Consider the following 17,563-nt stretch of genomic DNA (forward strand, 5'->3'; position numbering starts at 1 on the left):
GTCCAGGCAATTAAGCACATCTGCTTGGTCGGCAACAACCGCGCCTGGGTTCAGGGAGCGCGTCAACCCTCATCCCGAGGAGCGGCGTCAGCCGCGTCTCGAAGGATGAGGCCACGGACCGGGCCTCATGGTTCGAGACGCGCGTGCCGCGCTCCTCACCATGAGGGTCACGGGTAGGATAGATGAGACAATGCTGAGTGCCGACGAACTTGAACGCTATGCCCGCCACATCGTGCTGCGCGAGGTGGGCGGCCCCGGCCAGAATGCGCTGAAGCAGGCCTCCGTGCTGGTGATCGGCGCCGGCGGCCTCGGCGCGCCGGTGCTGATGTATCTGGCGGCCGCCGGTGTCGGCCGGCTCGGCGTGATCGATGACGATATCGTCTCGCTCTCCAATTTGCAGCGCCAGATCATCCATGCGACGTCTGATATCGGCAAGCGCAAGGTCGACAGCGCGGCGGCACAGATCCATGCGCTCAATCCGCATGTGACGTTCGAGGCGCATTCGATGCGGCTCACCGCCGACAATGCGATGGCGCTGAGCGCGAACTACGACCTCGTGCTCGACGGCTCCGACAATTTCGAGACCCGCTATCTCGTCGCCGATGCCTGCTTCCTCGCGAAGCGGCCGCTGATCACGGCCGCACTGGGCCAGTTCGACGGTTCGCTGACCACGATCCGCGCGCATGAGAAGAATGCGGACGGCGAGTTCAATCCGACCTATCGCTGCCTGTTTCCGGAGGCGCCGCCGCCGGGCACGGTGCCGGCCTGCGCCGAGGCCGGCGTGATGGGCGCGCTCGCCGGCGTCCTGGGATCGATGATGGCGCTGGAGGCGATCCGCGAGATCGTCGGCTTCGGCGAGGGCCTGGTCGGCCGCCTCCTGATGGTGGATGCGCGCGCGATGCGGTTCGAAACCCTGCGCTACGCGCGCGATCCGCAGAACCCGCTCAATGGCGATGGGCCTGTCATCACTGACCTCAGCGCCCATCGCACCTGATTGCTGCCGTTATCTGCTGGCCGGCTTCTCGCTGTCGAGATGCGCCATCTGCTCGGCCGCATAGCGCGTGCCGGCAGCGATATCCGGCGGGAAGGCTTTCGCCAGCGCTGCGAGATGAGCTTGCGTCAGCGTCAGCCTGGTCGCGCCGAGCGCTTCGGTGAGACGGTTGCGGGTGCGGGCGCCGACCAGCGGCACGATCTCCTTGCCCTGCGCCGCGACCCAGGCAATCGCGACCTGCGCCGGCGTCGCCCCGATCTCGGCGGCAACGGCGCGCAACTGCTCGACCAGCGCGAGATTGGCATCGAGGTTCGCGCCCTGGAAGCGCGGCGTCATCAGCCGGTAGTCCCTGCCGATCTTGCCGGACTCCTTCGACCAGTGGCCGCTGATCAGTCCGCGCGACAGCACGCCGTAGGCGGTGATGCCGATGCCAAGCTCGCGGCAGGTCGTCAGGATATCGCGCTCGATGCCACGCTCGATCAGCGAGTATTCGATCTGGAGATCGACGATCGGATGCACGGCGTGAGCACGGCGGATGGTGTCGGAGCCGACCTCGGACAGGCCGATATGTCTGATGTAGCCGGACTTCACCAGATCGGCGAGGCCGCCGATCGTCTCCTCGATCGGAACGTTGGGATCGAGACGTGCCGGGCGGTAGATGTCGATGTAGTCGGTGCCGAGACGTTGCAGCGAATAGGCGAGAAAATTCTTCGTCGCGGCCGGCCGGGTGTCCATTCCGGCGAATTCACCCGCGGGGCCGCGCAGCGCGCCGAACTTGACGCTGATCGTCAGCCGGTCGCGCGCGACGTCCTTCAGGGCTTCCTGCACCAGCATCTCGTTGTGGCCCATGGCATAGAAGTCGCCGGTATCCAGCAGCGTGATGCCGGCATCGAGCGCCGCATGGATCGTGGCGATGCTCTCGCCGCGATCGGCTGGGCCATAGACCTCGGACATGCCCATGCAGCCGAGGCCGAGGGCCGCGACGGTGGGCCCGGTTGAGCCGAGTTTGCGTGTGTCCATGTGGATGTTCCTCGAACGTTGGCGGCGGAAATCCGTCGCTAAATGCCGAGGTGATATGGGCCGGACGGTTTCGGACGATAAGCTGGACAATCGCGAATGGCTTGTTCACTATATCGAACAATGCAGGATTTCGACCTTCGCGATCTCGACGCCTTTGTGGCGGTGGCGCGCACGCGCAATTTCCGGCGTGCGGCGCTCGAGCAGCGCGTCTCGGTTTCCAGCCTCAGCCAGCGCCTGCGCGACATGGAAGAGCGGCTCGGCGTCCGCCTGATGAACCGCACCACCCGCAGCGTCGCGCTGACCGAGGCCGGCGAACGGCTGCTTGCCCGTGTCGCGCCGGCCATGGTCAACGTCGCCGATGCGATCACCGAGGTGCGCGGCCTGCGCGCCGAGCCGTCGGGGCGGTTGCGCATCAACGCGCCGCCGCCCGCGGTCGATCTGGTGCTGGCGCCGATGATCGCGCCGTTCCTCGCCAGATATCCGCGGGTCGAGCTCGACGTCGTTGCGGAGAGTGCGTTCGTGGACATCGTCGCGCAGGGCTTTGACGCCGGCGTGCGTTACGGCGAGCACCTGGCACAGGACATGGTCGCGGTTCCGCTTGGCGCGCCGCAACGTTACGCGATCGTGGCGTCCAGCGCGTATGTCGCAAAGCACGGCCGGCCGATGCATCCGAAAGATCTGCTGGCGCACCCCTGCATCCGCAGCCGCTTCAGCAACGGCGTGATGTTCGATTGGGAGTTCGAGAAGAACGGCCGCGTGGTGAAGATTTCGCCGCCGGCCAGGCTGACCGCGACCCATCTCGGCCTCGCGCTGCGCGCGGTCCATGACGGCGTCGGCTACTGGGCGACGTTCGAGGGCTATGTCCGCTACGGCGTCAAATCCGGTGCGCTGGTCAGCGTGCTCGACGACTGGTGCCCGCCATTCGACGGACCGTTCCTCTATTATCCGAGCCGTCGCCAGCCGCCGCCGGCGCTCGCTGCGTTCGTGTCGTTCGTCGCCGACTGGCGCAAGCAGGCGCGACGGAAGAAGTAGAGCAGGACCTCGCCACATCGTCGTCCCGGCCTTGAGCCGGGACCCGTACCCACAAATGCGGATTGCCTTGCAGCGCTGGGGCCACAGCCCTCGCAACAACGAGGCCCTGCGGTTATGGGTCCCTGCTTTCGCATGCTTTCGCAGGGACGACACCGAATGCGTGATTACAGCATGCGCCTCGCCGGCCGCACCGGCTCCTTTGCATGGGGTTGTTTTCGATATTTTGGCAGCGCGCCCCTGCGACGGCAGGGCTGTCGCGTGTGACTACCCACGTCCCGTAGATGGGGTAACGGGCCGGCCGCCCGCTCGCTACGGCGCAATTTGGAAGCGCGCTCGCGAGCGGCCTGTTGGTTGGAAGGCGGTCGTCCCTCAAACTGATGGTGTTCAACGGAGTCGGGCAAGCCCGCTCCAAGCATCATTAAGGGACGACCATGTACCACTATGCAGGAATTGACGTGTCTTTGGAATGCTCGAGCGTTTGCCTTGTCGATGGGACAGGCAAGATTTTGCGCGAGACGAAGGTTGCGAGCGAGCCGGCGGCGCTGATCGCCTGGTTCCGGTCGCTGGGTCTGGTACTGGAACGGATCGGGCTGGAGGCAGGCCCCTTGTCGCAATGGCTGTATGCGGGTCTGCGAGACGCAGGGCTTGCGGTCGAGCTGCTGGAAACGCGGCACGTTCGCGAAGCCTTCAAGTCGATGCCGGTGAAGACGGACCGCAACGATGCCCGCCGGATCGCGCAGTTGATGCGGCTCGGCTGGTTCCGGCCGGTGCACTGCAAGTCGGTCGCGGCGCAGGAGACCCGCGCCATCCTGACGGCGCGCAAGCTGCTGCAATCCAAGCTTCGCGATGTCGAGAACAGCCTGCGCGGCATACTTCGCGGTTTTGGCCTGAAGGTCGGTGCGACCACCGAGCGCACGTTCGCCGGACGCATCCGCGAGCTCGTGACCGGCCATCCCGGACTGGAGTTGGTCGCGGCGGCGCTGCTCCAAGCCCATGCGGTGCTGCTGCGGGAGTTCAAGAGCCTGGACAAGCACACCCAGAAGCTCGCCAGGACGCATCCATCCGCCAAGCTCCTGATGACAACGCCGTCCGTTGGTCCGATCGTGGCGCTCACCTATGCCGCGGCGATCGACGACCCGAAGCGCTTCCGCTCCTCGAAGGCCACGGGAGCCCACTTTGGGCTCACCCCGAAGAAGTACCAGTCCGGTGAGACCGACTACACCGGCCGCATCAGCAAGATCGGGGATGCCTCCGTGCGCGAGGCACTCTACCAGGCAGCTCACGTCATGCTGACCAAGCCGGTCAAGAATTGCTCGGCATTGAAGAGCTGGGCGATGCGGATTGCCCGGCGCGCAGGCATGCGCAAGGCCAAGGTAGCGCTGGCTCGCAAGCTCGCCGTGATCCTGCATCGCATGCTCGCCGACACCAAACCGTTCAACCCGATGACCAAGGCCATCTAGCCAGGAGCAGCAATCGGTTCCGGGCGGGCCACGACACCAGGCTCTCCCCGAGCGAAGTCCCTCCGCTGGGACGATGGATCCGGTCAGGCCGCCATCCGGGAAGTGGCTCACGACCACGCAATCCGTAGATTGGCCGGCCGGCTCCTCAATGCACCCCATCAGGCGACGGCCTTCGCGCCGATCCCGTACAGAAGCAAGTGCCCGGCGAGTGGATGACGCGAAAAGGGATTGACTAACCAAGGCCCGTTACAGAAGCCCGGATGGAGTGAAGCGTAATCTGGGGCGGCCTGTCCGCGGATACAGGCCCCGGATTTCGCTGCGCTCCATCCGGGCTACAGATCTCTCTTCTTCCCCCTGAAAGGGGGAAGGTCGGGATGGGGGGTCCAGCCACACGCACCGTCGCTCGTGGAGAGAGATGATCCCCACCCGCTTTGCTCTGGCGAGCAAAGCGACCTCCCCTTTTCAAGGGGAGGTTATGGAAAGAAGCGGTCCCGGATTGCGCGGAGCCTGTCATCGGGCGCGCGTTCGCGCGACCCGTTGGCTCCATCCGGGCTACGAGCGCTTACAGCATGCTCGGCAGCACGCGATCCGGCGGCTTGTGGGCGTCGAGGAAGGTTCGGATGTTGATGATCACCTTCTCGCCCATCTCGACGCGGCCTTCGATGGTGGCCGAACCCATATGCGGCAGCAGCGTCACCTTGCCGGCCTTGGCGAGCCGCACCAGCTTCGGGTTCACCGCGGGCTCGTGCTCATAGACGTCGAGGGCTGCGCCGCCGATATCGCCGGCTTCGATCAGCTTGATCAGCGTGTCCTCGTCGATCACCTCGCCGCGCGCGGTGTTGACGACATAGGCCTCTTTCCGGATCAGCTTGAGCCGCCGCGCCGAGAGCAGGTGATAGGTGGCCGGCGTGTGCGGGCAATTTACCGAGATGATGTCCATCCGCGCCAGCATCTGGTCGAGGCTTTCCCAATAGGTCGCCCCGAGCTCTTCGGCGATCATGGGCGCCACCGGGCGGCGGTTGTGATAGTGGATCTGCAGGCCGAAGGCGCGGGCACGGCGCGCCACGGCCTGGCCGATGCGGCCCATGCCGACGATGCCGAGGCGCTTGCCGCCGATGCGGTGGCCGAGCATCCAGGTCGGCGACCAGCCCGCCCAGTGCTGCCTGCCTTCGGTCAGGATCGAGGCGCCCTCGATCAGGCGCCGCGGCACCGCCAGGATCAGCGCCATGGTCATGTCGGCGGTGTCCTCGGTCAGCACCTTCGGGGTGTTGGTCACCGTGATGCCGCGGGCATGCGCCGCGGCGACATCGATATTGTCGACGCCGTTGCCGAAATTGGCGATCATCTTCAGCTTGCAGTCGGGCTGATTGATCACGTCCTCGCGGATCATGTCGGTCACGGTCGGCACCAGCACGTCGGCGGTTCGCGCCGCCTCGGCGATCTGCTCCGGCGTCATCGGCGTGTCGTCGAGATTCAATCTGGCGTCGAACAGCTCGCGCATCCGGGTCTCGATCGAGTCCGGCAGCTTGCGGGTGACGACGACGAGAGGCTTTTTCTTCACCGACATGTCCTGCTTTCATGACGCGCGGCTTGCCAAAAAGCAAACCGTTGAGGCCTCATTAACCCGGTTGTTCGACACTGCTGATAGCCGCGCTGTCCCGGCGTTTCCTTCGCGTTTCCTAGGGTTCCCCGATGCTTGCCCCGGCTCTTCGCCAAGGCGAAACGACGGGCAAATTCGGGTGTTCTGGCTCTCAGGCGTTCCGTCCTCTCTAGCAGAAGGCCGGGCCAAGACAAGAACCCCTCGGACTTGCAGTGCGGGAGCGAACGGCGCAGGCGCAGGGGCCTTCGGGCGTGGTTTGGGTTGCAATTCGCCGAGTGCGGGTTGGGCATTTCGGCAGGAGACGAGTTGATGGTGGCGTTCTGGCGTTTCAGTTCATTGGTGGCGCTGGTCGGAAGCATGCTGAGCGCGTCGGTCATGCCCGGACATTCCGCCAAGGATTTGAGCCCCACCACCAGCGGCCTGCCGATCCCGCGCTATGTCAGCCTGAAGTCGGATCACGTGAACGTCCGGGCCGGCCCGACCAAGGACAATGACGTCGCCTGGGTCTATACGCGGTCGGGGCTGCCGGTCGAAATCACCGCCGAGTTCGAGAACTGGCGCCGGGTGCGCGATTCCGAGGGCGCCGAAGGCTGGGTCTATCATTCCCTGCTGTCCGGGCGCCGCACCGCCGTCGTCACCATGAAGAACAAGGACGATCTGGCCTCGCTCTACGATCGTCCCGACGCCACCAGCGCGATCGCGGCGCGCCTACAGGCCGGCGTCGTCGCGCAGGTGAAGAAATGCGCCAATAACTGGTGCCGGGTCACCGGCAGCGGGTTCGACGGCTGGATCGAGCAGCAGCGCCTGTGGGGCGTCTACGCCGACGAGAAGGTTGATTGAGCTTCCCCGACCGCAAATGAAAATGGCCGGGACGAGCCCGGCCATCACAACTCAAATCGACGGTAAGACGGTTCAGCGCTTCTTGCGCAGCCGTACGACCATGTCGACGCGGGAGATCTCGTAGCCTTCGGGCACGTCGGGCATCTTCGACAGCACGAGGTTCGGGTCGGGAATGTCGACCAACTCGTGGTTATGCTCGAGATAAAAGTGGTGGTGCGTCGACACGTTGGTATCGAAATAGGTTTTCGTGCCGTCGACGCTGACCTGGCGCAGCAGGCCGGCGTCGGTCAGCTGGTTCAGGGTGTTGTAGACGGTCGCCAGCGACACCGGAACCTTGGCCAGCGTGGCTTCCTCGTACAGCATTTCAGCGGTCAGGTGGCGGGCACCCTTGCCGAACAACAGCCAGCCCAGCGCCATGCGCTGACGGGTCGGCCGCAGACCGGCAGACTGCAACATTTCGTTGACGTCATGCCACGGACAGCCGGTCAGGGCAGGGTGGTGCCCAGCGCCCCGGGCAGCCGGGTGCACGGCATCATCGTTCACAGCCGGTACTTCCTCGTTCATATCCACTCTATGCACCCAACTCAGGCAATATTCCTCATAAATATAAAAAGGATGCCTATCAGATGCAAGTTTTTCGCAACTAGAACGAATCCAAGCTGCGGTAGAAACCTAAGGAGAAGCGGTCATTTATCCTCGGAATGCCGCTTTGCCGCCCAGTTGGCGCTATGTTAGAGAGCGCGCGGACCACATATGCGCTTTCGGCAGAGATAACAGGCCGTAGCGTACCCAGGTAGCGCCAAGATGCGGGACGGGTTATTCCGGTTCCCGTGGGTAGATCAAGGTCCGACCAAGCAAAGCGCTCATCGGGACATCAGAGGTGGAAAGAGGATGCTGGATCGGCGCGGCGGTTACGAATACGAGGATTTGCTGGCTTGCGGGCGGGGCGAGCTTTTCGGTCCCGGCAACGCCCAGTTGCCGCTGCCGCCGATGCTCATGTTCGATCGGATCAGCGAGATTTCGGAGAATGGCGGCGAGTTCGGCAAGGGGCTGGTGCGCGCCGAGCTCGAGGTGAAACCGGATCTCTGGTTCTTCGGCTGCCATTTCAAGAATGATCCGGTGATGCCGGGCTGCCTCGGCCTCGATGCCATGTGGCAAATGGTCGGCTTTTACCTCGGCTGGATCGGTGGCGAAGGTCGTGGCCGCGCGCTCGGCCTCGGCGAGCTGAAGTTCTCCGGACAGGTGCTGCCGCAAGCGCGCAAGGTTGTGTACAACATCGATATCAAGCGCGTGATGCGGTCAAAGCTCGTGCTTGGAATTGCCGACGGGTGGCTTTCCATGGACGACGAGATTATCTATCGCGCCAAGGACTTGAAGGTCGGGTTGTTCAAGCAGGGCACGGCTCCATCTTGAGCAGGATCATCATGCGGCAACATAAAGGCAGGGCGAGGCGAACATGAGGCGGGTTGTCATCACGGGGATGGGTATTGTCTCGTCCATCGGTAACAACACCCAGGAAGTGCTTGCGAGCCTCTACGAGGCGAAGTCGGGCATTTCGCGCGCGGAGAAGGCCGCCGAACTCGGCTTCCGCTCGCAGGTGCACGGTGCGCCGACACTCAATCCTGCCGAGGTGATCGATCGCCGCGCGATGCGGTTCCTTGCCGAAGGTGCGGCGTGGAATCACGTTGCGATGGAACAGGCGATCCGCGACTCGGGCCTCGAGGAAAACGAAGTCTCCAACATCCGCACCGGCATCATCATGGGATCCGGCGGTCCGTCGACGCGCACGCTGGTGGAGGCCGCCGACATCGCGCGCGCCAAGGGCCCGAAGCGGGTCGGTCCGTTCGCAGTGCCGAAGGGCATGTCCTCGACCGCGTCGGCGACGCTCGCCACCTGGTTCAAGATCAAGGGCGTGAACTATTCGATCTCGTCGGCCTGCGCGACGTCGAACCACTGCATCGGCAACGCCTATGAGACGATCCAGATCGGCAAGCAGGATGTCATCTTCGCCGGCGGCTGCGAGGAACTCGACTGGACGCTGTCGGTGCTGTTCGACGCCATGGGCGCGATGTCCTCGAAATACAACGACACGCCCGCCACCGCCTCGCGTCCCTACGATCTCAACCGCGACGGCTTCGTCATCGCGGGCGGCGCGGGTGTCGTGGTGCTGGAAGAGCTCGAGCATGCCAAGGCGCGCGGTGCCAGGATCTATGGCGAGGTCGTCGGCTACGGCGCAACCTCCGACGGCTACGACATGGTGGCGCCGTCAGGCGAGGGCGCCGAGCGCTGCATGCGCATGGCGATGTCGACGGTGAACACGCCGGTCGACTACATCAATCCGCACGCCACTTCGACGCCCGCCGGCGATCCGCCGGAGATCGAGGCGATCCGCAAGGTGTTCGGCACCGGCGACAAGTGCCCGCCGATCTCGGCGACCAAGGCGCTGACCGGCCACTCGCTCGGCGCCACCGGCGTGCAGGAAGCGATCTATTCGCTGCTGATGCTGAACAACGGCTTCATCTGCGAGAGCGCGCATATCACCGAACTCGATCCGGTGTTTGCCGACATGCCGATCGTGCGCAGGCGCATCGACAACGCCAAGCTCAACACCGTGCTGTCGAACTCGTTCGGCTTCGGCGGTACCAACGCGACGCTGGTGTTCAGGCGGCTTGACGCGTGATTTCGCCTCTCCTCGCTTGCTGAGGGACATCCGCGGGCAGCGAATGGGAACATTGCAACGATCCGGAATGGGGTGGGAATGATTATTGAACCGCGCGTGCGAGGCTTCATCTGCACGACGGCACATCCCGTCGGCTGCGCCACGAATGTCCGCGAACAGATCGCCTATGTTCTGAAGCAGGGTCCGGTCGCCGACTGCCCGAAGCGCGTTGCCGTGCTGGGCTGCTCGACGGGGTATGGCCTCGCGAGCCGCATCGTCGCGACCTTCGCCGGCGGCGCCGATACGATCGGCGTGTCGCTGGAGCGTGAGCCGTCGGAAAAGAGAAGCGCCAGCGCCGGCTGGTACAACAACCGCGCCTTCGAGATCGAGGCCCAGAAGGTCGGACGCTCGCCGCTCACGCTGGAGGGCGACGCCTTCTCCGACGAGCTGAAGGCGACCTTCATCGAGCGCGTGCGCGAGAAATTCGGGCAGCTCGACCTCCTGGTCTACAGCATGGCCGCTCCGGTCCGCACTGATCCCGACACCGGCAAGACCTATCGTTCGGTGATCAAGCCGCTGGGCGCCCCGGTCGAGATCAAGACGCTCGACACCGAGACCGGCGAGGTGTTCCAGACCACGCTCGAACCGGCCAGCGAGGAGCAAACCGCGGCCACCGTCGCGGTGATGGGCGGCGACGACTGGAAGCGCTGGATCGACCAGCTCGCGGATGCCGGCGTTTTGGCGCCGGGCTTCCAGACGCTCAACTACACCTATATCGGCAGCGAACTGACCTGGCCGATCTACTGGAACGGCACGCTCGGCCGCGCCAAGGTCGATCTCGACAGCAAGGCGGAAGCGATCCGCGGCCGGCTCGGTGCGGACGCCGCCCGCGTCGTCGCGCTGAAGGCCGTGGTCACCCAGGCGAGCTCGGCGATTCCGGTGGTGCCGCTCTATGGCACCGTGCTGTTCAAGGTGATGAAGCAGCTCGGGCTTCACGAAGGCTGCATCGAGCAGATTGATCGCCTGTTCCGGACGAAGCTCGGTAAGGGCGTCGAGCTCGATGACGCGCAGCGCGTCCGGGTCGACGATTGGGAGCTTTCGCCCGAAGTGCAGACGGAAGTGTCGCGGCGCTGGCCACTGCTCACCACCGAGACGCTCGGCGAGTTGGCCGATCTCGGCGAGTACAAGAGCCAGTTCCTGCGCCTGTTCGGCTTCGGCATCGACGGCGTCGACTATACGCAGGATGTCGATCCCCGCGTCGTGCCGGGTTAGGCCGTTCGGGAAACATCGCAATCACAGCTTCGTAGCCCGGATGGAGCGCAGCGCATCCGGGACAGTCCCTCTGTGGCAGAGAGCCCCGGATTTCGCTGCGCTTCATCCGGGCTACATGTCTCACCCCGCCGCGATCTTCTCTGCGCGCTGGAACGCGGGCCGGGCCACGCAGCGGCCGATATAGGCCTCGAATGACGGCCGCGACGGCACCATCTTGAACACGCGCACCGCAAAGTTCAGTCCCGCGCCGATCGCGATGTCGGCCGCGGAGAATTGATCGCCGAGGATCCATGGCCCCTTCTGCAGCTCGGCGTCGAGCACGTCGAACACCTGCGCGGCGTTGCCCCATGCCGCGGTGCTGGTCGGCACCTCGAGCTTGGTGAAGAGCTGGATCAGCGCCGGCTCGATGCAACTCGGCGAGAAAAACAGCCACTGCAGATAGCGCGCCCGCTTCGGGTCCGTCGCTGCCGGCGCGAGTTTGGTCTCGGGATAGCGGTCGGCGATATAGGCGCAGATCGCGGCGGCCTCGGCGAGCTGCGCGTCGCCGTCGGTCAGCGCGGGCACCTTGCCCATCGGGTTGATCTTGAGAAAATCGGGCGATTTCTGCGCCCCGGTGCTGATGTCGGTCAGCACCCGTTCGTATGGCAGGCCGGATTCCTCCAGCAGCCAGATGGCTGAGAACGAGCGCGAGCGCGGCGACCAGTACACCTTGATCATGGCTTAGCCTCCGATGTGCGGTTTGTTCTCATCCACCGATAGTGCTTCATCATGAAGCCGGTGACCGGATGGGGCGCTTCCTTCTCGAAGATGAAGCCTTCGCGCTCGTACCAGCGCCAGGCCTTCTCGTTCTCCCGGACGCATTTCAGCCAGATCTCGTCGGGCATCTGCCGGCGCGTGAAGGCAAGCAGCTCGCGTCCCAGGCTCCGGCCCTGATAGGTGGGGACCACCATCAGCTGATCGAGCAGCGAGGTCGGCAGGTGCAGCGCAAGCATGGCGGCGATGGCGCCGCGATCGTCGACGACGAACAGGCTCCAGCCACCAGCGATCTCGCGCGGCAGGCGGACACGCAGATCGTTCAACAGGTTGTCGCTGGCTTGTGAGAGCCCGGTCGAAACCCAACTCGCCATCCAGGCGCGCGCGATCGCGTCATGTTCGTCGGGACGAGCGGGGCGGATGATCGGCAGCGTCATTGTTCCCTATCGCCTTCGACGCCGGCGGCGCGACGCTGTGGGTGCATAAAGGTGAAAGCCCGCGAGCGCCTCGCGGAGCTTTCAACTCTAGCGTAGTTGTGTGCGACCGGCGAGCCCGGCGGCTCACACGCCGAGCGTGCCGGCCTTTGCTGCCGCATAGCGCTCAGCCACGGCCTTCCAGTTCACCGTATTCCACCACGCCTTGAGATAATCGGGCCGACGGTTCTGATAGGTCAGGTAATAGGCGTGCTCCCAGACGTCATTGCCGAGCAGCGCGCGCTTGCCGTCCATGATCGGATTGTCCTGGTTCGGCCGGGTCTCGATCGCGAGCTTGCCGTCCTTGGTCACGGTGACGAACACCCAGCCGGAGCCGAACACGCGCCCGCCGGCGGCGTTGAAATCGGTCTGGAATTTTTCCATGCCGCCGAGGTCGCGATCGATCGCGGCGAGCACCTCGCCGTCCGCCTTGCCGCCGTTCGGTCCCATGATCTGCCAGAACATGGTGTGGTTGGCGTGGCCGCCCATGTTGTTGCGCACGCCGGTGCGGATCGCCTCCGGCACGCTGCCGAGATTGGCGAGCACCTCGACGACCGGCTTCTCGGCGATCTGCGGATTGTCCTTGGCGAAATTGTTGAGGTTGGTGACATAGGCCTGATGATGCCGGTCGTGATGGATTTCCATCGTCTTGGCGTCGATATGCGGCTCCAGCGCATTGGTGGGATAGGTCAGCGGATCGATCTTGAACGGTCCGGCTGGGACCTGCGCCGTGGCCTGCGCGAATGCCGTGCGCGATGCGGCTGCGGCTGCGGCGATGCCGCCTGCTGCGATGATCAAATGGCGTCGGGACATCGAGGACATCGTGGTTCTCCGTGCTGGGAAAGCTTCCTGATGTTAGGCCCGAGTTGTGAACGGGTTCCAGCGAATCCGGTCACAATGCCGGGTCAAAACCGCGCATGCCGATCAGCGGAGATTGATTTGCGCCCATCTCGGCAAACCAAAAAGGGCGGCCACAGGGCCGCCCTTTTCGTAACAGTCGATTTGGTAACAATCGATTTGCCCTGGCTTACTCGCCGGCAGCTTCGCGCGGCGCCGCAGCCGGCGCTTCGGTCTTCTGCTTGGCCTCGAGATCCTCGCCGGTCTCCTGGTCGACAGCCTTCATCGACAGGCGGGTCTTGCCGCGATCGTCGAAGCCGAGCAGCTTGACCTTGACCTTGTCGCCTTCCTTGACGACGTCGGAGGTCTTCTGCACGCGGTTGGACGCGAGCTGGCTGATGTGGACGAGGCCGTCCTTGGCGCCGAAGAAGTTCACGAACGCGCCGAACTCCATCACCTTGACGACGGTGCCCTCGTAAATCTGGCCGACCTCCGGATCGGAGGCGATCGACTTGATCCACTTGATCGCAGCCTTCATCGCCTCGCCATCGTTGGAGGCGACCTTCACGGTGCCGTCGTCCTCGATGTTGACCTTGGCGCCGGTCTTCTCGACGATCTCGCGGATCACCTTGCCGCCGGTGCCGATCACTTCGCGGATCTTGTCGGTGGCGATCTTGAAGGTCTCGATGCGCGGTGCGTATTCGCCGAGCTCGGCGCGCGCCGCGGTCAGAGCCTTGGCCATCTCGCCGAGGATGTGGATGCGCCCTTCCTTGGCCTGGCCAAGCGCAACCTTCATGATCTCTTCGGTGATGCCCTCGATCTTGATGTCCATCTGGAGCGAGGTGATGCCGTGGTCGGTACCGGCGACCTTGAAGTCCATGTCGCCGAGATGATCCTCGTCACCGAGGATGTCCGACAGCACCGCGAAGCGCTGACCTTCGAGGATCAGGCCCATGGCGATACCGGCGGTCGGCCGCTTCAGCGGCACTCCGGCGTCCATCAGCGACAGCGAGGCGCCGCACACCGAGGCCATCGAGGACGAGCCGTTCGACTCGGTGATCTCGGAGACCACGCGGATCGTGTACGGGAACTCGTGGTGCGGCGGCAGCACCGGGTGGATCGCGCGCCAGGCGAGCTTGCCGTGGCCGATTTCGCGGCGCTTGGTGCCGCCGAGGCGACCGGTTTCACCGACCGAGTAGGGCGGGAAGTTGTAGTGCAGCAGGAACGTTTCCTTGTACGTCCCCGACAGTGCATCGATGTACTGCTCGTCCTCGCCGGTGCCGAGCGTGGTCACGACCATCGCCTGGGTCTCACCGCGGGTGAACAGCGCCGAGCCGTGGGCGCGCGGCAGCACGCCGGCTTCGGCGATGATGTTGCGCACGGTCTTGGCGTCACGGCCGTCGATGCGCTTGCCGGTGTCAAGGATGTTCCAGCGAACGATCTTGGCTTCCAGTTCCTTGAACACGCCGGCGACGCGAAGCTTGTCGTATTTCGGCTCCTGGCCTTCCGGGAAGAAGTGCGCCAGCACCTTCTCCTTGACGGCGCCGACCGCGGCATAGCGTTCCTGCTTGACCGGGATCGCATAGGCCTTGCGGAGCTCCTGTTCGGCGATGCCGAGCATCTCCTTCTCGATCTCCGAATTGTCGATCGTGGTGACTTCGCGCGGCTCCTTGGCGGCCTTCTCGGCGAGTTCGATGATCGCGTTGATGACCGGCTGGAAGTGGCGGTGGCCGAACATGACCGCGCCGAGCATCACGTCCTCGTTGAGCTCCTTGGCTTCTGATTCGACCATCAGCACGGCGTCGGCGGTGCCGGCGACGACGAGATCGAGCTGGGTCTCGGTCATCTCGTCCAGCGTCGGGTTGAGCACGTATTCGTCATTGGCGAAGCCGACGCGCGCGGCGCCGATCGGGCCCTTGAACGGCGCGCCCGACAGCGTCAGGGCGGCGGAGGCGGCGACCAGCGACACGATGTCCGGATCGTTCTCCATGTCGTGCGAGAGCACGGTGACGATCACCTGGGTCTCGTTGCGCCAGCCGTCGACGAACAGCGGACGGATCGGGCGGTCGATCAGGCGGGAGACCAGCGTCTCCTTCTCGGTCGGACGGCCTTCGCGCTTGAAGTAGCCGCCGGGAATGCGGCCGGCAGCGTAGGTCTTCTCCTGGTAGTCGACCGTGAGCGGCAGGAAGTCGACGCCCTCGCGCGGCGCCTTCGCCGCGACGACGGTGGCAAGCACCACGGTCTCGCCGTAGGTGGCCATCACGGCGCCATCAGCCTGGCGGGCGATCTTGCCGGTTTCAAGTTTGAGGGGACGTCCACCCCAGTCGATTTCGACGGAATGCGAATTGAACATTTCGGTTTTCTTTCATGGTTTCACGAAAGCACGGCGCCCTGAAACACAAAGACCATGCCAAGACGGCGAGACACTGATGCGCTGTCGCGATCAGCATCCGGCGATCCTGCCATGGTCCCTGGATTTCGGATGGCGTCCATCCTTTCGGTCATCTGGGCATCTTGCCCGGTCCAGCGGCCGGATTGCTGCTGGACGCTAGTGTGCATGGCGCGACTGCCATGCTGCGCATGATCATCTTTCGACAATTCGAAAGCCCGAGTTCACGGACGACCATGCGAAAACGCGCGCGAACCCTCGCGCGCGTGCTTCTCAAATCAACGACGGATGTTGTGCTTTTCGAGCAGCGCCTTGTAGCGCGCCTCGTCCTTGCGCTTGATGTAGTCAAGCAGGGAACGACGCGTCGACACGAGCTTCAGGAGGCCGCGGCGTGAATGGTTGTCCTTCACATGGCTCTTGAAGTGCTCGGTGAGGTTATTGATGCGTTCCGACAGGATCGCGACCTGAACCTCGGGCGACGCCGGTGTCGCCGGCTTTGTTGGCATTCGTCTTGATGACTTCCGCTTTGCGTTCGGCGGTAATCGACATCGTCAGTTACTTTCATGGTTGCGAGCCGGACCGGCAGTCAGTCCGTTCAGGTTGAACACGCGCTTGGGGATGAGTTCGCCATTGCCAATTTCGGCAAGCGCGAGAAGCCGGCCTGCCACCGTGACATAGACTGTGCCGCTGGTATTGGGCGCATCCCGTCCGCGCAACAAAACGGCCTGGCCCCTGTGGAGCCTTGCCGCATCAGCCCGTGTGACGGCCAGTGCCGGGATGTCGTCCAGCGCGGTCTCAACGGGCAAAAGCGCGTCGGCGAGGCTGCCCTCGCCAGACGCGGCTCTATTGCATAAAGCCTCCAACTGTTCCAGCGGAATCATGTCCCGTTCGGTAAACGGACCGACAAGGGTCCGCCGCAGGGCGCAGATATGGCCAAAACAGCCCAGAATCCGGCCCATATCGCGGGCCAGCGCCCGGACATAGGTTCCCTTGCCGCACTCGGCCTCGAACACGGACTGGCCGTTATCGCCATGTTCCACAAGGGTTAATTCGTGAATTTCGACCGGGCGCGGCTTCAGTTCCACAGTCTCGCCGTCGCGCGCCAGATCATAGGCGCGCTCGCCCTGCACCTTGATCGCCGAATATTGCGGCGGGATCTGCTCGATCACCCCGGTAAAGCGCGGCAACAGTTCCCGGATCGAATCGGCGGTCGGCCGGCTCTCGCTGGTCCTGACCGGCCGCCCCTCGGTGTCGTCGGTGTCGCGCTCCTCGCCCCAGCACACCGTGAAGCGGTAGCGCTTGCGGCCGTCCATCACGAACGGCACCGTCTTGGTGGCCTCGCCCAGCGCGATCGGCAAGCCGCCGGAGGCGAGCGGATCGAGCGTGCCGGCATGGCCGGCGCGCTTGGCCTGGAACAGGCGCTTGAGCACCGCGACCGCCTGCGTCGAGGTCATGCCGATCGGCTTGTCGAGCACCACCCAGCCGTGGACGTCGCGCTTGTCGCGGCGCGGCTGCTGGTTCTGCCTGCCCTGCTTCTGGCGCGGGTCGTTGTTGGTGCGGCGCGCATCGTCGGTGCGATGGCCGGCAAAAGCATCCCGCTCAGCGTCGCGCGCGTCGGTATCCTTCGCGTCGATAACGCTGTTGGTCGTCATCACAGTCATCACTCGTCGTCCGAATCGGGTGCAAGGTCTCGCTGCACCGCAGGTGTCCGCAGTAGTTTCTCGATGCGCTCCGCCTCGTCGAACCGCTCATCGACGCGGAAGCGAATGTCGGGTGCAAATTTCAGGTTGACGCGGTGCGCGATCTCGCCGCGAAGGAACTTCTTGTTGCGCTCGAGCGCGGATATCACCGTGTCGGTGTCGCGTCCGCCGAGCGGCATCACGTAGATCGTGGCGAGCTTCAGATCCGGCGACATACGCACCTCGGGAACGGTGATGATGTGGCCTTCCAGATCGGGATCGTGAACCTCACCCTGTGACAGAATCTCGGCAACTGCATGGCGAACCGTTTCGCCGACGCGCAGCTGACGTTGCGATCCGCCGGGGCTGGAACTCTTCTTTTGACGGGGCATGACCTTTTTCCAAAACCGTCGCGCCCGCCAGCCGTGGCCGCGGGCATCAATGTCCTTGCTTTGCTTTCAATCGGACGATGCGCTGGTGGCCGGACTAAAGTCCGGCCACGCCGTCGCATTTTCAGTTAAATGGACCCAACGCCTAGCAAGATCTGCGCTTCGTAAG

At 64.3% G+C, this 17,563-nt stretch carries 16 protein-coding genes and 1 pseudogene; 7 read left to right on the forward strand and 10 right to left on the reverse strand.

Going from position 1 to position 17,563, the window contains the following annotated elements; translation table 11 throughout:
- Positions 1 to 190 precede the first annotated feature (190 nt).
- Positions 191 to 994 (forward strand): HesA/MoeB/ThiF family protein, encoded by an 804-nt coding sequence (locus ACVMDN_RS38290; RefSeq protein ID WP_076833831.1) that lies wholly within the window; start codon positions 191 to 193, stop codon positions 992 to 994.
- 9 nt (positions 995 to 1,003) lie between these two features.
- Here the strand turns inward: ACVMDN_RS38290 and ACVMDN_RS38295 are convergent, their stop codons facing one another.
- Positions 1,004 to 2,011, reverse strand: coding sequence for an aldo/keto reductase (locus ACVMDN_RS38295; RefSeq protein ID WP_076833833.1), 1,008 nt, complete (start codon positions 2,009 to 2,011; stop codon positions 1,004 to 1,006).
- Positions 2,012 to 2,131: 120 nt separating this feature from the next.
- Here ACVMDN_RS38295 and ACVMDN_RS38300 point away from each other — a divergent pair, with 120 nt between their 5' ends.
- Both ACVMDN_RS38300 and ACVMDN_RS38305 read left to right on the forward strand, forming a co-directional pair.
- The gene (locus ACVMDN_RS38300; RefSeq protein WP_076833835.1) at positions 2,132 to 3,043 is read left to right on the forward strand and encodes a LysR family transcriptional regulator; all 912 of its coding nucleotides are present in this window, start codon (positions 2,132 to 2,134) and stop codon (positions 3,041 to 3,043) included.
- A 431-nt stretch (positions 3,044 to 3,474) separates the two neighbouring features.
- Positions 3,475 to 4,503 carry an IS110 family RNA-guided transposase gene (locus ACVMDN_RS38305; RefSeq protein WP_057016162.1) on the forward strand — a complete coding sequence of 343 codons (1,029 nt, stop codon included), beginning with the start codon at positions 3,475 to 3,477 and terminating at the stop codon, positions 4,501 to 4,503.
- Between the two features lie 562 nt (positions 4,504 to 5,065).
- Here ACVMDN_RS38305 and ACVMDN_RS38310 read toward each other — a convergent pair.
- The gene (locus ACVMDN_RS38310; protein ID WP_028335496.1) at positions 5,066 to 6,070 is read right to left on the reverse strand and encodes a 2-hydroxyacid dehydrogenase; all 1,005 of its coding nucleotides are present in this window, start codon (positions 6,068 to 6,070) and stop codon (positions 5,066 to 5,068) included.
- Positions 6,071 to 6,415: 345 nt separating this feature from the next.
- On the opposite strand from ACVMDN_RS38310, the gene ACVMDN_RS38315 reads away from it, so the two are divergent.
- The gene (locus tag ACVMDN_RS38315; RefSeq protein ID WP_076824741.1) at positions 6,416 to 6,943 is read left to right on the forward strand and encodes an SH3 domain-containing protein; all 528 of its coding nucleotides are present in this window, start codon (positions 6,416 to 6,418) and stop codon (positions 6,941 to 6,943) included.
- Between the two features lie 72 nt (positions 6,944 to 7,015).
- Here the strand turns inward: ACVMDN_RS38315 and irrA are convergent, their stop codons facing one another.
- Entirely contained in the window at positions 7,016 to 7,507 is a 492-nt protein-coding gene (gene irrA, locus ACVMDN_RS38320) for an iron response transcriptional regulator IrrA (RefSeq protein WP_026192029.1), read from the reverse strand.
- 327 nt (positions 7,508 to 7,834) lie between these two features.
- On the opposite strand from irrA, the gene fabA reads away from it, so the two are divergent.
- The 3 genes from fabA to fabV all read left to right on the forward strand — a co-directional run bounded on the left by fabA (position 7,835) and on the right by fabV (position 10,874).
- Positions 7,835 to 8,356 carry a 3-hydroxyacyl-[acyl-carrier-protein] dehydratase FabA gene (gene fabA / locus ACVMDN_RS38325; protein ID WP_057015289.1) on the forward strand — a complete coding sequence of 174 codons (522 nt, stop codon included), beginning with the start codon at positions 7,835 to 7,837 and terminating at the stop codon, positions 8,354 to 8,356.
- 43 nt (positions 8,357 to 8,399) lie between these two features.
- Entirely contained in the window at positions 8,400 to 9,623 is a 1,224-nt protein-coding gene (gene fabB / locus ACVMDN_RS38330; protein ID WP_057015290.1) for a beta-ketoacyl-ACP synthase I, read from the forward strand.
- A 78-nt stretch (positions 9,624 to 9,701) separates the two neighbouring features.
- Positions 9,702 to 10,874, forward strand: a complete 1,173-nt coding sequence (gene fabV / locus ACVMDN_RS38335; RefSeq protein ID WP_057015291.1) for an enoyl-ACP reductase FabV — start codon at positions 9,702 to 9,704, stop codon at positions 10,872 to 10,874.
- Between the two features lie 120 nt (positions 10,875 to 10,994).
- Here the strand turns inward: fabV and ACVMDN_RS38340 are convergent, their stop codons facing one another.
- The 7 genes and pseudogenes from ACVMDN_RS38340 to rbfA form a co-directional block, all read right to left on the reverse strand.
- Entirely contained in the window at positions 10,995 to 11,591 is a 597-nt protein-coding gene (locus ACVMDN_RS38340) for a glutathione S-transferase family protein (protein ID WP_076824493.1), read from the reverse strand.
- Positions 11,588 to 12,064: a GNAT family N-acetyltransferase gene (locus ACVMDN_RS38345; RefSeq protein ID WP_076824495.1), complete on the reverse strand. Its 477-nt coding sequence runs from the start codon at positions 12,062 to 12,064 to the stop codon at positions 11,588 to 11,590. The genes ACVMDN_RS38340 and ACVMDN_RS38345 overlap by 4 nt, the downstream gene beginning before the upstream one ends.
- Before the next feature lie 123 nt (positions 12,065 to 12,187).
- Entirely contained in the window at positions 12,188 to 12,922 is a 735-nt protein-coding gene (locus tag ACVMDN_RS38350) for a superoxide dismutase (RefSeq protein WP_076824497.1), read from the reverse strand.
- 205 nt (positions 12,923 to 13,127) lie between these two features.
- Positions 13,128 to 15,290, reverse strand: coding sequence for a polyribonucleotide nucleotidyltransferase (gene pnp, locus ACVMDN_RS38355; RefSeq protein WP_050383431.1), 2,163 nt, complete (start codon positions 15,288 to 15,290; stop codon positions 13,128 to 13,130).
- A gap of 314 nt (positions 15,291 to 15,604) precedes the next feature.
- A pseudogene (rpsO, locus tag ACVMDN_RS38360) lies at positions 15,605 to 15,875 on the reverse strand (30S ribosomal protein S15).
- 2 nt (positions 15,876 to 15,877) lie between these two features.
- Positions 15,878 to 16,987 (reverse strand): tRNA pseudouridine(55) synthase TruB, encoded by a 1,110-nt coding sequence (truB, locus tag ACVMDN_RS38365; protein WP_076824499.1) that lies wholly within the window; start codon positions 16,985 to 16,987, stop codon positions 15,878 to 15,880.
- Positions 16,987 to 17,397, reverse strand: a complete 411-nt coding sequence (gene rbfA, locus ACVMDN_RS38370; protein ID WP_028343913.1) for a 30S ribosome-binding factor RbfA — start codon at positions 17,395 to 17,397, stop codon at positions 16,987 to 16,989. The genes truB and rbfA overlap by 1 nt, the downstream gene beginning before the upstream one ends.
- Positions 17,398 to 17,563 lie beyond the last annotated feature (166 nt).

The organism is Bradyrhizobium sp. USDA 4510, assembly GCF_054059095.1.

What these genes read in the sequence shown, in the direction of transcription:
- ACVMDN_RS38290 (WP_076833831.1), top strand. Translation starts at nt 191, where the DNA reads ATGCTGAGTGCCGACGAACTTGAACGCTATGCCCGCCACATCGTGCTG.
- ACVMDN_RS38295 (WP_076833833.1), bottom strand. Translation starts at nt 2,011, where the DNA reads ATGGACACACGCAAACTCGGCTCAACCGGGCCCACCGTCGCGGCCCTC.
- ACVMDN_RS38300 (WP_076833835.1), top strand. Translation starts at nt 2,132, where the DNA reads ATGCAGGATTTCGACCTTCGCGATCTCGACGCCTTTGTGGCGGTGGCG.
- ACVMDN_RS38305 (WP_057016162.1), top strand. Translation starts at nt 3,475, where the DNA reads ATGTACCACTATGCAGGAATTGACGTGTCTTTGGAATGCTCGAGCGTT.
- ACVMDN_RS38310 (WP_028335496.1), bottom strand. Translation starts at nt 6,070, where the DNA reads ATGTCGGTGAAGAAAAAGCCTCTCGTCGTCGTCACCCGCAAGCTGCCG.
- irrA (WP_026192029.1), bottom strand. Translation starts at nt 7,507, where the DNA reads ATGAACGAGGAAGTACCGGCTGTGAACGATGATGCCGTGCACCCGGCT.
- fabA (WP_057015289.1), top strand. Translation starts at nt 7,835, where the DNA reads ATGCTGGATCGGCGCGGCGGTTACGAATACGAGGATTTGCTGGCTTGC.
- fabB (WP_057015290.1), top strand. Translation starts at nt 8,400, where the DNA reads ATGAGGCGGGTTGTCATCACGGGGATGGGTATTGTCTCGTCCATCGGT.
- fabV (WP_057015291.1), top strand. Translation starts at nt 9,702, where the DNA reads ATGATTATTGAACCGCGCGTGCGAGGCTTCATCTGCACGACGGCACAT.
- ACVMDN_RS38340 (WP_076824493.1), bottom strand. Translation starts at nt 11,591, where the DNA reads ATGATCAAGGTGTACTGGTCGCCGCGCTCGCGCTCGTTCTCAGCCATC.
- ACVMDN_RS38345 (WP_076824495.1), bottom strand. Translation starts at nt 12,064, where the DNA reads ATGACGCTGCCGATCATCCGCCCCGCTCGTCCCGACGAACATGACGCG.
- ACVMDN_RS38350 (WP_076824497.1), bottom strand. Translation starts at nt 12,922, where the DNA reads ATGTCCTCGATGTCCCGACGCCATTTGATCATCGCAGCAGGCGGCATC.
- pnp (WP_050383431.1), bottom strand. Translation starts at nt 15,290, where the DNA reads ATGTTCAATTCGCATTCCGTCGAAATCGACTGGGGTGGACGTCCCCTC.
- truB (WP_076824499.1), bottom strand. Translation starts at nt 16,987, where the DNA reads ATGACTGTGATGACGACCAACAGCGTTATCGACGCGAAGGATACCGAC.
- rbfA (WP_028343913.1), bottom strand. Translation starts at nt 17,397, where the DNA reads ATGCCCCGTCAAAAGAAGAGTTCCAGCCCCGGCGGATCGCAACGTCAG.